The 14,947-nt window shown below is 38.5% G+C and carries 16 protein-coding genes; 11 read left to right on the top strand and 5 right to left on the bottom strand.

The window, feature by feature from the left end; translation table 11 throughout:
* Positions 1-203: 203 nt before the first annotated feature.
* The 8 genes from sufC (at position 204) to yunB (ending at position 8,493) form a co-directional block, all read left to right on the top strand.
* Positions 204-989 carry a Fe-S cluster assembly ATPase SufC gene (sufC, locus tag MHH42_RS25205; protein WP_000929162.1) on the top strand — a complete coding sequence of 262 codons (786 nt, stop codon included), beginning with the start codon at positions 204-206 and terminating at the stop codon, positions 987-989.
* Positions 990-1,004: 15 nt separating this feature from the next.
* Complete coding sequence (gene sufD, locus MHH42_RS25200; protein ID WP_000152176.1) at positions 1,005-2,297, top strand: Fe-S cluster assembly protein SufD; 1,293 nt, start codon at positions 1,005-1,007, stop codon at positions 2,295-2,297.
* Positions 2,297-3,517 (top strand): cysteine desulfurase SufS, encoded by a 1,221-nt coding sequence (gene sufS / locus MHH42_RS25195; RefSeq protein ID WP_001020759.1) that lies wholly within the window; start codon positions 2,297-2,299, stop codon positions 3,515-3,517. Before sufD ends, sufS begins: the two co-directional genes overlap by 1 nt.
* Positions 3,507-3,938: a Fe-S cluster assembly sulfur transfer protein SufU gene (gene sufU / locus MHH42_RS25190; protein WP_000009523.1), complete on the top strand. Its 432-nt coding sequence runs from the start codon at positions 3,507-3,509 to the stop codon at positions 3,936-3,938. The genes sufS and sufU overlap by 11 nt, the downstream gene beginning before the upstream one ends.
* A gap of 48 nt (positions 3,939-3,986) precedes the next feature.
* The gene (sufB, locus tag MHH42_RS25185; protein WP_001118824.1) at positions 3,987-5,384 is read left to right on the top strand and encodes a Fe-S cluster assembly protein SufB; all 1,398 of its coding nucleotides are present in this window, start codon (positions 3,987-3,989) and stop codon (positions 5,382-5,384) included.
* Positions 5,385-5,924: 540 nt separating this feature from the next.
* On the top strand, positions 5,925-7,340 hold the full coding sequence (locus MHH42_RS25180) for a bifunctional metallophosphatase/5'-nucleotidase (protein WP_335464229.1): 1,416 nt from the start codon (positions 5,925-5,927) through the stop codon (positions 7,338-7,340).
* Positions 7,341-7,404: 64 nt separating this feature from the next.
* The gene (locus MHH42_RS25175; RefSeq protein WP_000248467.1) at positions 7,405-7,707 is read left to right on the top strand and encodes a YunC family protein; all 303 of its coding nucleotides are present in this window, start codon (positions 7,405-7,407) and stop codon (positions 7,705-7,707) included.
* Positions 7,708-7,761: 54 nt separating this feature from the next.
* Positions 7,762-8,493 (top strand): sporulation protein YunB, encoded by a 732-nt coding sequence (yunB, locus tag MHH42_RS25170; RefSeq protein WP_097837622.1) that lies wholly within the window; start codon positions 7,762-7,764, stop codon positions 8,491-8,493.
* A 153-nt stretch (positions 8,494-8,646) separates the two neighbouring features.
* Here yunB and MHH42_RS25165 read toward each other — a convergent pair whose 3' ends face one another.
* Entirely contained in the window at positions 8,647-9,630 is a 984-nt protein-coding gene (locus MHH42_RS25165) for a M23 family metallopeptidase (protein ID WP_097837621.1), read from the bottom strand.
* A gap of 189 nt (positions 9,631-9,819) precedes the next feature.
* Here MHH42_RS25165 and lipA point away from each other — a divergent pair, with 189 nt between their 5' ends.
* Positions 9,820-10,716, top strand: coding sequence for a lipoyl synthase (gene lipA, locus MHH42_RS25160; protein WP_000166369.1), 897 nt, complete (start codon positions 9,820-9,822; stop codon positions 10,714-10,716).
* A 20-nt stretch (positions 10,717-10,736) separates the two neighbouring features.
* Here lipA and MHH42_RS25155 read toward each other — a convergent pair whose 3' ends face one another.
* Both MHH42_RS25155 and MHH42_RS25150 read right to left on the bottom strand, forming a co-directional pair.
* Positions 10,737-11,216, bottom strand: coding sequence for a YbaK/EbsC family protein (locus MHH42_RS25155; RefSeq protein ID WP_000272757.1), 480 nt, complete (start codon positions 11,214-11,216; stop codon positions 10,737-10,739).
* Between the two features lie 74 nt (positions 11,217-11,290).
* Positions 11,291-11,845, bottom strand: coding sequence for a histidine phosphatase family protein (locus MHH42_RS25150; RefSeq protein WP_097872975.1), 555 nt, complete (start codon positions 11,843-11,845; stop codon positions 11,291-11,293).
* 140 nt (positions 11,846-11,985) lie between these two features.
* Here MHH42_RS25150 and MHH42_RS25145 point away from each other — a divergent pair, with 140 nt between their 5' ends.
* The gene (locus tag MHH42_RS25145) at positions 11,986-12,426 is read left to right on the top strand and encodes a hypothetical protein (RefSeq protein WP_002104427.1); all 441 of its coding nucleotides are present in this window, start codon (positions 11,986-11,988) and stop codon (positions 12,424-12,426) included.
* A 152-nt stretch (positions 12,427-12,578) separates the two neighbouring features.
* Here the strand turns inward: MHH42_RS25145 and MHH42_RS25140 are convergent, their stop codons facing one another.
* On the bottom strand, positions 12,579-13,394 hold the full coding sequence (locus MHH42_RS25140) for a YhfC family intramembrane metalloprotease (protein ID WP_141489295.1): 816 nt from the start codon (positions 13,392-13,394) through the stop codon (positions 12,579-12,581).
* A gap of 182 nt (positions 13,395-13,576) precedes the next feature.
* Between MHH42_RS25140 and MHH42_RS25135 the strand changes: the two genes are divergently transcribed.
* Entirely contained in the window at positions 13,577-14,311 is a 735-nt protein-coding gene (locus MHH42_RS25135) for a MerR family transcriptional regulator (protein ID WP_097872976.1), read from the top strand.
* Positions 14,312-14,345: 34 nt separating this feature from the next.
* On the opposite strand, the gene MHH42_RS25130 is transcribed toward MHH42_RS25135, so the two are convergent.
* On the bottom strand, positions 14,346-14,924 hold the full coding sequence (locus MHH42_RS25130) for a YhcN/YlaJ family sporulation lipoprotein (protein WP_000744138.1): 579 nt from the start codon (positions 14,922-14,924) through the stop codon (positions 14,346-14,348).
* Positions 14,925-14,947 lie beyond the last annotated feature (23 nt).

The raw sequence follows: 14,947 nt of genomic DNA, 5'->3' as shown, positions 1-14,947 counted from the left end.
TTTCTTTATATATATAAGAAGAAAGGTGTATCATATAAGGATGCAAAGGAAATACTTATATACATTTGTGAAAAAATTGTTACTTTTTTTCGTCGTTTGCGATATCATTTTATTTGATATAAAATTAGAATGAGAATAAAATGAGAATATGAACGTTTTAGGAATTTTTAAAATGTATATATAGGATTAATGGAGGTATTGAGATGGCTGGTTCTACATTAACGGTTAAAGACTTACACGTATCAATTGACGGCAAAGAAATTTTAAAAGGTGTAAACCTTGAAGTAAAAGGTGGAGAAATCCACGCAATTATGGGACCTAACGGAACAGGTAAATCAACTTTATCTTCTGCAATTATGGGTCACCCAAAGTATGAAGTAACAGAAGGTAGCATCATCATTGACGGTGAAGATGTATTAGAAATGGAAGTAGACGAGCGCGCACAAGCAGGTCTATTCTTAGCAATGCAATATCCAAGTGAAATTAGCGGAGTTACAAACGCTGACTTCTTACGTTCTGCGATTAACGCACGTCGTGAAGAAGGCGATGAAATTTCTCTTATGAAATTTATCCGTACGTTAGATAAAAACATGGAATTCCTAGAAATGGATCCAGAAATGGCACAACGTTACTTAAATGAAGGTTTCTCTGGCGGTGAGAAAAAACGTAATGAGATTCTTCAATTAATGATGATTGAGCCAAAAATTGCAATCTTAGACGAAATCGATTCTGGTCTTGATATCGATGCGTTAAAAGTTGTATCTAAAGGTATTAACCAAATGCGCGGCGAAGAGTTCGGTTGCCTAATGATTACGCATTACCAACGTTTATTAAACTACATCACTCCAGACTTCGTTCACGTTATGATGAACGGTCGTATCGTTAAATCTGGTGGACCTGAGCTTGCACAACGTCTAGAAGCTGAAGGTTACGACTGGATTAAAAAAGAATTAGGTATTGAAGACGAAACAGCAGAGCAAGAAGCGTAAGAGAGGAGCATAAACATGACAATCGGTACATTACCTTTCGATCAAGAAACAATCCGTCAGCGCGCTAGCGAAGTAAACGAAGCTGCTTGGTTGACTGAGTTCCGCTTACAAGCTCTTGCACAAGCAACAGAACTTCCAATGCCAACGCCTGATAAAACGAAAATTGAAAAATGGGACTTTATCGGAAAAGGCGACGCTGCTAAGCAAGAGCCTGTAAGTTCTTTAACAGAGCTTCCAGAAGCAGTGAAAAACTTAATCGATGAAAATAACAGCGTATTAGTACAACGTACTGGTACAACTGCGTTCGTTTCTTTAGCAGACGAAGCAAAAGAAAAAGGTGTTATTTTTACAGACATCGTAACAGCTGCAACAGAGCATGCTGAACTATTACAAAAGTATTTAATGAAAGACGGCGTGAAAGTAGACGAGCATCGTCTAACTGCACTTCATGCTGCATTAATCAACGGCGGTGCATTCGTATATGTTCCGAAAAACGTTGTTCTTGAAACTCCACTTCAAGCTGTATTCTTAGTAGACGGCGAAGAAGCTAACGTATATAACCACGTATTATTCGTAGCTGATGCGAACAGTACTGCAACTTATGTAGAAAACTATGTTGCAAATGAAAATGCTAAAGGTATTGCAAATATCGTAGCAGAAGTAATCGTGGAACAAGGCGCACAAGTGAAATTCGGTGCGGTTGATTTATTAGCAAAAGACGTAACAACTTACGTTAACCGCCGCGGCATTGTAGGACGCGACGGCCGCATTGATTGGGCTCTAGGCCTTATGAATGACGGAAACACAATCTCAGAGAACGTTACGAACTTAATGGGCGACGGTTCATATGCTGATACGAAAACAGTAACAATTGGCCGTGGTAACCAAACACAAAACTTTACAACTAAAGTTGTTCACTTCGGTAAACACTCTGAAGGTTGGATTTTAAAACACGGTGTACAAAAAGATAGTGCAACATCTATCTTTAACGGAATTGGTAAGATTGAACACGGTGCATCTAAATCAAATGCACAACAATCTTCTCGCGTTCTTATGTTAGACGAGAAAGCTCGCGGAGATGCAAACCCAATTCTTTTAATTGACGAAGATGATGTAATGGCAGGTCACGCAGCTTCAGTAGGCCGCGTAGATCCGTACCAATTATACTACTTGATGAGCCGTGGTATTCCAAAACGCGAAGCAGAACGTTTAGTCATCCATGGATTCTTAGCACCTGTAGTAAATGAGCTTCCAATTGAAGGAGTAAAAGCACAGCTTGTTGAGGTAATTGAAAGGAAAGTTCGCTAATGAATATTCATGAAATACGCAAACAGTTTCCAATTCTTGATCAAAAAGTGAACGGCAAACAACTTGTTTATTTCGATAGTGCAGCAACTTCTCAAAAACCAATTCAAGTCATTGAAACGTTAGAACGTTACTATAAAGAATATAATTCTAACGTGCATCGCGGTGTTCATACGCTCGGTACGAAAGCTACTGACGCGTATGAAGGTGCACGTGAGAAAGTTCGCAAGTTTATTAACGCGAAATCAATGGAAGAGATTATTTTCACGCGCGGAACGACAACAGCATTAAATACAGTAGCGGCTAGCTATGGTCTTGAAAATGTAAAAGAAGGCGATGAAATCGTTATTTCTTACATGGAACACCATAGTAACATCATTCCGTGGCAACAAGTTGCGAAGAAAACTGGCGCAACTTTGAAATACCTTCCGCTTCAACTAGACGGTACAATTTCTTTAGAAGATGTTCGTCAAACTGTTACACCGAATACAAAAATCGTTTCTATTATGCACGTGTCAAACGTACTTGGAACGATTAACCCTGTAAAAGAAATCGGAGCAATCGCACATGAAAACGGTGCAATCATGATCGTTGATGGAGCACAAAGTGCACCTCATATGAAAGTGGATGTACAAGATTTAAACTGTGATTTCTACGCATTATCTGCTCATAAGATGTGCGGACCAACAGGTGTCGGTGTATTATATGGTAAGAAAGAATTGCTAAACAATATGGAACCAATTGAATTTGGTGGTGAAATGATTGATTTCGTAGACTTACAAGAATCTACGTGGAAAGAGCTTCCGTGGAAGTTCGAAGCAGGTACACCGATTATCGGTAATGCAATCGGACTTGGTGCGGCAATTGATTTCCTAGAAGAAATCGGTCTTCATAATATTGAAAAGCATGAACATGAATTAGCGCAATACGCTTTAGAAAGACTATCCGAAGTAGATGGCGTTACAATTTATGGTCCAAAGCATCGCGCTGGCCTAGTTACATTTAATATTGAAGACGTACATCCTCACGATGTAGCAACAGTATTAGATGTGGAAGGCATTGCAGTTCGCGCAGGACATCACTGTGCACAACCGCTTATGAAGTGGCTAAAAGCTTCTTCAACAGCACGTGCGAGCTTCTATTTATATAATACAAAAGAAGAAATTGATACATTTGTTGAATCGCTAATCAAGACAAAGGAGTATTTCACAAATGTCATTTAATAATTTAGATACGTTATATCGTCAAGTTATTATGGATCATTACAAAAATCCTCGTAACCATGGCGTGTTAGAAGATAGTGTTACCGTTAACTTGAACAATCCAACTTGCGGCGATCGTATTCAACTTACGATGAAAGTAGAAGAAGGTATTGTGCAAGAAGCGAAGTTTGAAGGAGAAGGATGTTCCATCTCAATGTCTTCAGCTTCAATGATGACACAAGCAGTAAAAGGAAAGAAAATTGAAGAGGCACTTCAGCTTTCTAAAATTTTCTCTGACATGATGCTAGGAAAAGAGTACGATGACAGCATCGATTTAGGAGATATTGAAGCATTACAAGGCGTATGCAAGTTCCCTGCACGTATTAAATGTGCAACATTAGCGTGGAAAGCGTTAGAAAAGGGCTTAAACGAAGATAAGTAATGTTAAAGGTTCCTAAAAACGAGGTTATCTAAGGAGGGACACACCAACATGGCGAAGCAACTGCCAGATATCGGCGATTACAAATATGGTTTCAAAGACAAAGACGTTTCGATTTTCCGTGCTGGACGCGGTTTAACAAAAGAAATCGTTGAAGAGATTTCACGTATGAAAGAAGAACCACAGTGGATGTTAGACTTCCGTTTAAAATCACTGGATAAGTTCTATGAAATGCCAATGCCACAATGGGGCGGCGACTTAAATGACTTAGATTTCGATGAAATTACGTACTACGTAAAACCATCTGAGAAATCTGAGAAGTCTTGGGATGAAGTACCTGATGAAATTAAAGCGACATTTGATAAATTAGGTATTCCTGAAGCTGAGCAAAAATATTTAGCTGGTGTATCTGCACAGTACGAATCTGAAGTTGTATACCACAACATGAAAGAAGACCTAGAAGCTCTAGGAATCGTCTTCAAAGATACAGATAGCGCATTAAAAGAGAACGAAGATATTTTCCGTGAGCATTTCGGAAAAGTAATCCCACCAACAGACAACAAATTCTCTGCATTAAACTCTGCAGTTTGGTCTGGTGGATCATTCATCTACGTTCCAAAAGGTATTAAAGTTGATACACCACTTCAAGCGTATTTCCGTATTAACTCTGAAAATATGGGACAATTCGAGCGTACGCTTATCATCGTAGACGAAGGCGCACACGTACACTACGTAGAAGGTTGTACAGCACCTGTTTACACGACTAACTCACTTCACAGTGCGGTAGTAGAAATCATCATTAAGAAAGATGCATATTGCCGTTATACAACAATCCAAAACTGGGCGAACAACGTATACAACCTAGTTACAAAACGTGCGGTTTGTGAAGAAAACGCAACGATGGAATGGATTGACGGTAACATCGGATCTAAATTAACGATGAAATACCCAGCAGTTATCTTAAAAGGCGAAGGCGCTCGTGGTTTAACGTTATCTATCGCGATTGCTGGTAAAGGCCAACACCAAGATGCTGGTGCGAAAATGATTCACTTAGCACCAAACACTTCTTCAACAATCGTTTCTAAATCGATTGCGAAGCATGGTGGTAAAGTAACTTACCGTGGTATCGTACACTTCGGACCAAAAGCGAAAAACTCTCGCTCTAACATCGAGTGTGACACGTTAATCATGGATAACCAATCTACATCTGATACAATTCCTTACAACGAAATCAAAAACGATTACGTTTCACTTGAGCACGAAGCGAAAGTATCGAAAGTATCAGAAGAACAATTATTCTACCTAATGAGCCGCGGTATTTCTGAGCAAGAAGCTACAGAAATGATCGTAATGGGCTTCATCGAGCCATTCACTCGCGAACTTCCAATGGAATACGCAGTTGAAATGAACCGCCTAATCAAGTTTGAGATGGAAGGTTCTATTGGTTAATAGATTAAAGAAGCGTCCTGCTGTGCAGGGCGCTTTTTTGTTTTGCGGATTTGTCTTGGTTTGGTAGAGGATACCTAGGTGGGTGTTCAGTTAAATATATCAGCGATTTTTCAAATATATCGACCATAACTCGGAATATATCAGCGATTATTTCAATATATCGACGATTCGACAAGGGATATCGACTTATCAACAAATTACGACATAGTAAGAGGAATGAATACCCCGCACCATTCAAACAGGAAAGGAGCATTTATACATAAAGAGGGCGACTGGAAGTAGTTGAGGCTAAGATACTGACAAATACAGTAAAGAATTTATAGGAAAATTCCTCACGGTAAACTTTCTGAAAACTCCTCGTTCTACCAATGAATCCACAGATTTAAAAAATAAAGCTTCTCATATAAAAAAGACAATCTTTTGCTTTTTCTCATAATGCGAGTACAATGTAAAATAGCAAGAAAAGACGAAAAGTATTTACAGGATTATTGCGTACGTATAGCGTAAATGGCAGTAAGGAATTGAGAGGAGGTTTTTTCTCTGAATATAAATAAAGAAACAATCATCCACCTTTATCATACAAACGATATACATAGTCATTTTGAAAATTGGCCGCAAATTTCTCGGTTTGTACAAGGGGAGAAAAAGCGAAGACAGGAAGCGGGAGAGACCGTTTTGACGGTTGATATCGGCGATCATGTGGATCGTTTTCACAGTATTTCGGAAGCGACGAATGGGCTTGGCAATACGAAGCTTTTAAATGAGGCGTTATATGATTATGTAACGATTGGAAATAATGAAGGAATTACGTTAGCGAAGGAGCATTTGAATCGTCTATATGATGATGCTGGATTTGAGGTGCTCGTCGCGAATTTATTTGAAAAAGAAGGTATACGTCCAGCATGGGCAAAGCCTTATAAATTACATACAACGACAGATGGAATTACGATTGCTTTTATTGGATTAACGGTAGCATATCCCGAGTTTTATCAAATGTTAGACTGGCACATTGAAGATCCAATCGAGCATTTAGAGTCTATTTTAGAAGAAGTGAAAGATGAGGCGCATATTAAAGTTGTCCTATCTCACCTTGGAAAAAGCATGGATGAGTATATGGCGGAGCATTATGATATAGATGTTATTTTAGGTGCACATACGCATCATTTATTTGAGCGCGGTGTTCTTATGAATAATACTTTACTTTGTTGTTGTGAAAAGTGGGGCCGTTACGTTGGGCACGTGCAGCTTACTGTGGATAAAGAGACGAAGAGACTGTTGAAGAAGGACGGTAGAGCGATTAAGACAGAGCGGTTAGGTGCTTATAGTGAACCGTTATCCACAATTGAAATGCTGCAGGAAGAAAGTAAGCATATCATGGCAGAGCCTGTCGTTCATTTAAAGGAATCATTACCAGTTGATTGGTTTCATGAGACATCATTTTCGCACATGTTAGCAAATGCGCTGAAAACGTGGTGCGGTGCAGAGATTGGAATGGTGAACGCTGGTGTACTTCTTGAGGGATTAGAAGAAGGTGTTGTGACGCGCGGAGATATTCACAGAATTTGTCCACATCCAATTAATCCATGTGCGTTGAAAGTGTCAGGAAAGACATTAAGAGAAGTGATTTTGAAAGCGCGCCGTCCGAATATGGAGAACCTTGAGGTAAAAGGATTTGGATTTCGCGGGAAAGTGATGGGGAAAATGATTTACGCTGGTGTAGAAGTTATTCCAGATACGACTCCTGGGAATAAAATTTTACTCGAAGATGTATTGATTAACGGGGAATCGCTGGAATTAGATCGTATATATACGGTTGGAACGATTGATATGTTTACATTCGGATATTTATACCCAGAGCTATCCACACTTTCTGACAAACAATATTATATGCCGGAACTACTTAGAGATGTGTTAACAGACGTGTTGATAACTCATACATCTTCCGTCAAACTATAGGCTAGTTACTTGTAACACTCATTTTTCTCTTGTCATACAGATAAGAAAGAGAGGAGTGTGAACTATGGTTAATGTGGAGCCAATTATAATCGATAATTATACGTTTATTGCGGTTAGTGTAAAACTTCCAAAGACAAATTTGCTAGCTGTAATGAGCGATAAAGGATATATTATGTGTGGTGCATTAGATGTAGGTCTTTTAAATGAGAAGTTAGGTGATCGGGGAATTATTGCTGGCCGTGCGGTTGGTGTAAGAACCATTGAACAACTTCTTGAAGCACCGTTAGAATCCGTAACGACTGGAGCGGAAGCGTTAGGTATTCCAGTAGGAACGATTGGAAAAGAAGCGTTATTAAAAATGAGATAAGCATATATCGTCCCTCCTTCTTGCATAGAAATGATATAAGAAGGAGGTTTTTTTATGAGCATATTTCGTTCGAAAAATTCGCGGTTTCGAAGGGGACCTATTTCCTTTCGGTACATACTGCTTATGTCGTTTATTCTTTTTGTGATATTACTAATGCAAGGATTATGGATTGTGAATAACAGCATTCAGCCAACGTTAATGAAATATGGGGAAGTAGAGACGCATAAAATGGCGACAGCAGTCATGACGAAGGCGGTAAAGGATAGAATTAATGAAGGATTCGACGTCGATTCATTAATGAAAGTACAAACGGATCGGAACGGAAGAGTATCTACAATTAATTTAAATACAAAGCAAGTAAATGAAATCGTAACATCAACGACCACATACATAGAAAAATATTTACAGCAAGTAGAACAAGGGAATTTGAAGGAGCTAGGTATTTCTGAAAAAAACGGGGCGACTATGGCAGTTCCTTTTGGTCGTGTAACGGATAATGTGCTTCTCGGAAATCTGGGGCCAGATATTCCGATTGATTTCACGACAATCGGTCATGTAAACACGGATATTAAACAAAAAATTGAGCCTCATGGGATTAATAATACAGCGATTCAAATTGTTATGGAGATGGAAGTAACGTTGCAAGTGATTATTCCATTTCATACGAAAGAAATAAAAGTGAAACAAGATGTTCCGATTGCAACGCGCATTGTTCAAGGAGAAGTGCCTACTTATTATGGAAGTGGTGGCGTTGTTGTACCGGATAAAAAGAAAACGGATAGTTAGCGAATATAAAGTGAAACTTTAATCAGTGGGGGGCTTTTACGGGTAGTTGATCCCCAAGCGACCGAACTCCTTTGCTTTCGCTGAATTTTGAGGTAGGGATCTTACTGCCGGGCAAATAGCGGGATAAAAAATAACCGTAGCAATCTGCTACGGTTATCGTTTTGTATTTGCTCGTTCTTTTCGTTCCCACAAACTTAAATGCATGTATGGATCGAAAGCCCATTCTGTATACCCATTGTCTTTATACATGCCGAAATGTAAGTGGGGCGGGAATTTTCCGGCTGTGCCGGGAGGGCCGTAACCGGTGCTACCAACAAATCCGATTACTTTTCCAGGCTCGACAATTTGTCCAAGCTGTATTTCTTTTGAGAACCCGCCTAAATGAGCGTAATAATGGTAATTGTTATGAAGATCGCGAATACCAATGCGCCATCCACCAAGACGGTTCCATCCTTTTGTCTCAATAATGCCATAGCAAGTCGATCTTACTGGTACACCATATCCTGCAAAAATATCGGTTCCTTCATGAACTCTTCTTCCTCCAAAACTTCTTCCAGCGCCGAAAGTACTACGGTAGCTATGGTCACTGCGAATTGGGAGAGGAAAAGCATTTCCTTCTAAATTAATACGTCCATAATGTTTATAAATTCGGGCGTATTCACTAATTAAATCAACTGTTTTTGCACGTCTATAATATTCCCAGAGCATAATTTTAATACGGTCTTCTGATGTTCCTTGTTTCCTTAAAATAGTCGCTGCGGTATGCAGAAGATCACGGTCGCTATTTGCATTTGCAAATCCATCTTTGTCACCATCTAAACCTATTCCGCCAAATAGAGAAATTGTATGGGGGAGAGTATCGTTACTATTAATAGGTCCAGCCCATATTTCTGGTTTGAAATAAAGGGAAATGATGGCATCTGGTTTTTTCGGAATATCTTTTCTTACGCTCCGTATATTTCTTTCATATTGATCCATTGCAGCTAAGTAATACCATGGAATGCCTGAAGACTGCTCGGTTTCTTTATATAGTGCCATGCGCTTTTCGTATATGTTTTGCTGATTATCTTCACCGTAAGCGATGTTTTGGTGGAGAAGAAAGCAAATTGAAAGCAAAAGAGAAATTTTTCGAAGCATGAAATAGACTCCTTTCACAACATCACTCTTTTTAGTGTGGGATATACGGAGTATTTCATTATAGGGAACGATTGGAAAAAATCTTAGAATCTTCATTTGAGCAAATCGCTTTCATACGTTAGAATAGATATGTTACATTGAAAGAAGCGAACACGGTAAACTATTTCATATTGTGCGGAGTTGATAACCATGACAAAACAAACAGAATATAAGCGCAAGCCCGAATGGTTGAAAATTAAGTTAAACACGAATGAAAACTATACAGGCTTAAAGAAAATGATGCGTTCTAAAAATCTTCATACCGTTTGTGAAGAGGCAAAATGTCCGAATATTCATGAATGCTGGGCTGTAAGAAAAACAGCAACATTTATGATTTTAGGTGCGGTTTGTACACGTGCTTGTCGTTTTTGTGCGGTTAAAACAGGCTTACCAACTGAGCTTGATTTACAAGAACCAGAACGCGTAGCAGATTCAGTAGTACAAATGGGCTTAAAGCACGTTGTTATAACAGCGGTTGCACGTGATGATTTAAAGGACGGCGGAGCAGCTGTTTTTGCTGAAACAGTACGCGCAGTACGTCGTAAAAACCCATTCACGTCTATCGAAGTATTACCATCTGATATGGGTGGAGTAGAAGAAAACTTAAAAATGTTAATGGATGCAAAACCAGATATTTTAAACCATAACATTGAAACAGTACGTCGATTATCTGACCGAGTTCGCGCTAGAGCAAAGTATGACCGTTCATTAGAGTTTTTACGTCGAGCGAAAGAAATGCAGCCTGATATTCCAACTAAATCGAGCATTATGGTGGGATTAGGTGAAACGAGAGAAGATTTAATTGAAGCAATGGATGACTTACGTGCAAACAATGTGGATATTTTAACTCTTGGACAATACCTACAACCATCTAAGAAGCATTTACCAGTTCTTAAATATTACCCACCAGCAGAATTTGCAGAGCTTAAAGAAATTGCACTTAGCAAAGGATTTAGCCACTGTGAAGCTGGCCCACTTGTACGTTCTTCTTATCATGCGGACGAGCAAGTACGTTCTGCAAAAGAAAAAACAGCAGAAGCCAAATAATGAAAAAAGAGAGCTAACCATTAGCTCTCTTTTTGTTTGTACTCTAAAACAGTATTTGGGCATGTGAATACAATTTTTTTTAATTCCTCTGTGGATAACTCAATTGTAAATTCGGGTACACCAGGTGTAATCAAAATTTTATCGTACGTATAAATGGAACTATCCACAATAATCGTTACATCTTGTGAATAACCGAAAGGAGCTACACAGCCAGGGGTGCAACCAGTTTTTTCTCGTAACTCATGTGGAGAGCAAAGTGATAAGCTTTCTCCTGTTATTTCTTTCATTTCTCCTCGGTCGAGCCGAGTACCCTCTAACGTAAAAAATACGAAATAATCTCCGGATTTTGATTTTAAAAATAAGCTTTTACTTGGAGTACCTTGCAAACCGAGTCTTTCACGCACGATACGATCTGTCTCATAATCAAGCACTGGCTCGTGTTCAAACTTTTCATAAGAAATATTTGTTTTATGTAGTAAAGAAAGTACATCTTCATACATATGGAATGATACCCCTCTCTATTGTTAATACAGTCTCTTCTCGTGGCGTCAACTGAGTGTTTTGGAAAGGGATACTAATTGGACGATGCTTCCCATAATCGTTTTATGATACTTTGTTCACCGATTGTAATTTCGTAAACATCAGGATTCGTTAAAGTTCTCCATTCATTAAAGCCGATCGTATGATCAAAGTGCTTTAAAATGAGTGTAAGTAAGTTTCCATGTGTAACGAGTAGTGTTGTAGTATGGTTTAATTTTAAAACGTCTTGGATAAGCGATATAGCACGGTCCGTCGCTTGTTTTGTTGACTCTCCGCCTGAAAAGGCAATATCTATGTTTGTAAAAGTAGATTCTAGTTTTGGCATCCAATCATCCATCGGAACGTTGCTTAATATACGTTCAGCTAATCGTTCATCCTCTTCGATAGATAGGTTAGCTTGGAGCGCATAGGGCCGAATAGAATCGATAGCTCGGACAAATGGGCTCGAAATAATATGATCTATTTGTATCTGATTTTCTAAAAGGAATGTAGCAAGGATATTAGCTTGATTTTTTCCGGCAGTCGTTAATTCGGCATCACGTTTTTGTCCAGTTGCGGAACAATGTCGTATTACAATAATTTTATTCATAATTCATCCCCATCTTTCAAGTTGACGCTATATACTTCGACAAATGTGGAAAAAATTCCTTTTTCTTGGAAACGGACTAGCGATTTAAGTATGTGGAAAAGTAATGTGGATAAAAAAAATTGAGGTGTCACTATGAAAAAATGATGTGCATTGTATTCATTATTTGTTTTCTTATGCAATTATCCACAACATATGCAGAATCCAATCAAAAGTTAGATTATCCAAGTAATCGAAATAAGCCATTTGTGAGTGAGGATGTGTTTTATAAACAGTTAGATAAGAAAATTTATAAAGAATACAAAAATGTAGCATATAGTGTTCGTAAAAAAATCTCATTTAAAGAAGTGCCTGATGAAGAATTTTCTTTCCTACAAAAAACAGCTGTCGGTTGTCGAAGTAGAGTGGTGCTTCAAGATTTTTTTGTTCACCCTGATCGCCAAGTGTACTTCTTTGCTTCTTTTACTCAAAATGAAGTAGAAGAGTTTCATAAGTATATCGTTATAGATGCAGAAACAAAGAGGGAGCTGCAAGAGGGCAAAAGTTATCATCATTGTGATAATCCTTATAAAGTGAAACTTTAATCAGTGGGGGATTTGTCCACTGATTATTAGTTGAACCAATCGGGCAGTTGATCTCTCGCCTAACTTCTCTGCATTTGCCGAACTTTGAGGTGAGAGTCCTACTGCCCGTTAGTGCGGAGTAAAAAATAACCCACCAACTGGTGGGTCATTTTTTACTCCGGCACACTCATTAATTTCACTTTCATTTTGCGAATCACAACGAGAGCACAAATTGTTAGTAGAAGAGTAATCCCTTCTGCAACAAAGATGTTGATCGTTTTTGTTTGGTAAAGTGCTGCGAAAAAGTCTACAAATGCGTGGAATAATATAGCATATACAAGGAAGATGTACTTCTTTTGTTTTACTGCGTATAAAACAAGCATTGTAAAGGCAATTTGCAATACGAGTGCCATAATTCTTTCTACGCTACCAAGGAAGTAAAAATAGGCAGGCTGCTCGATTAACATGTCCTTTACAAGATTTAATTGAGGTAGTTTTTCTGCCATTTGAGCGAAGCTACCATCGTTAATAGCATTTGCGAATATAAGAGTTTGCAATGCAGAGAATCCGCCAACTAAAATAGATTCTATCCCGCCGTGACCAATTCCGTAAGCAAAGCCATCTTTATATTCTAGATATTTTTTTAGTAGGAAGAAGAAGGCAACGAAGCGTCCTAATTCTTCAAAAATACCAGCAGTTAGCCCGCCATAAAGTGCGAAGACAAATGGATTTTCTAAAAATGGAGCGATTGCTGGATTACCGCGCATAAATAGGTGAAATGGTGTTTCGAGAATTTGGGTAAATCCGATAAAGATAAGAACACCAACTCCGACCACTTTCCAATTAATATTATATTTTTTACGGAAATAAACGAGTAAAATAATTGGGACCAGAACCGAAACAACGAGTTGCATGATGATGCTGGCAATTACAGTATTTGAAACCATACTTTCACCGCTTTCTAATATATGTACATATCTATTATGCATGAAATATGGGAGAGATGAAACTTTTAGAGATAAATTGAAACTTTAATCAATGGGAGTGTTGTCTATTCCCCGAATTTTGAGGTGAGGGTATTACTGCTCGCAAATAGAGGGATAAAATGAATTTACTTATTGACTCTAACGTTGCGTCATACTTTATCGTATGTATTAAGGGGGAGATACAAATGACAATGAGAGTAAAAGAAGTAGCTGATTTAGTTGGAATTAGTGTGCGCACACTGCATCATTACGATGAAATTGGGTTGTTAACCCCAGACGAGACGACAGAATCTGGATATCGTCTGTATTCTGACGAAAATTTAGAGACACTGCAGCAAATTTTATTTTTTAAAGAGCTAGGCTTCCCTTTGAAGAAAATTAAAGAAATTATCATGAGTCCGTCATTTGATCGCGAAGAAGCATTACAGCTTCATAAGAAAATGCTTCTTGAAAAACGTGCGAGGTTAGATAAGGTGATTGCGACGATTGATAAAACAATTCAGCATACAAAAGGAGAGATTGAAATGACGAACAAAGAGAAATTTGAAGGATTTGATTTTAGCCATAACCCATATGAAGAAGAAGCGCGTGAAAGATGGGGAGATACAGCTGTAGATAAAGCGAACGAATATGCAAAAGGTATGTCAAAAGAGAATCAGGAAGAGTTTAATACTATTTACAGAAATTTAGCGGCGCTTAGACATGGTGCACCTGATTCTAAAGAGGCACAAGAAGCTATTAAAGTATGGTATGATTACTTGCAAAACTTTGGTGAACATTCATTAGAAGCCTTCAAGGGACTCGGTCAAATGTACGTCGCTGATGAGCGCTTCACGAAAAATATTGATAAGTTTGGCGAAGGGTTAGCACAGTTTATGTGTGATGCGATGGAGGTTTATGCGGATCGTAATAAAAAATAAAAAGTAAAACAGGTGGAGGTTTTCTCCACCTGTTTTACTTTTTAATCATATCATTTAAAGTCTGATCCCCTGTGTTGTTCAAATGAGGATTTTTACTCATTTCCCGTTTTAACATATCGAGGCTTTGCGTATATTCTGTATCATTTAATGCACCAGATTGCAGTCCTTGAATTTGAGAAATCAACTTTTGGTCTGTCGATACATATGCTTTATAATAGCGAGGAACGATGGACAAAGCAGCTTTATATACTTGATCCGCTACGAGTTTCGGATCCGTTGTGTTTGCACGGTATACAACAAATACTTCATCATCGGTAACGAGCGTAGCAGCGTTTGTAACGTCAGGAAGTTTGACCGTCATGCTTGTAATCATTTCAGCAACTTTCTCACGGTTAATGGCTCCTACTTGTTTGTTAGATACTTCATGCTTTTGTTTAGATGAATAACCGACTCTCGTTAATCGTGTATTTGTATTTTCCGTATGATACATGTCGTTTTTGTTGGAAACAAGAACACGGCTTCCTTCCTCACGTTCCATTTCGGCTTTATTCGTTGATTGGCAGCCTGCAAATAGGGAAAGAGTGAGAAGGGAAAGTAAAATTTGTTTTTTCACGATGTATCACCTCCTTCTCCATA

The sequence above is a fragment of the Bacillus sp. FSL L8-0099 genome (assembly GCF_038006385.1).
In the GTDB taxonomy this organism is placed as follows: Bacteria; Bacillota; Bacilli; order Bacillales; family Bacillaceae_G; genus Bacillus_A; species Bacillus_A toyonensis.
The sequence above is the reverse complement of the archived record's forward strand: the minus strand, read 5'-3'. Positions and strand labels throughout refer to the sequence as shown.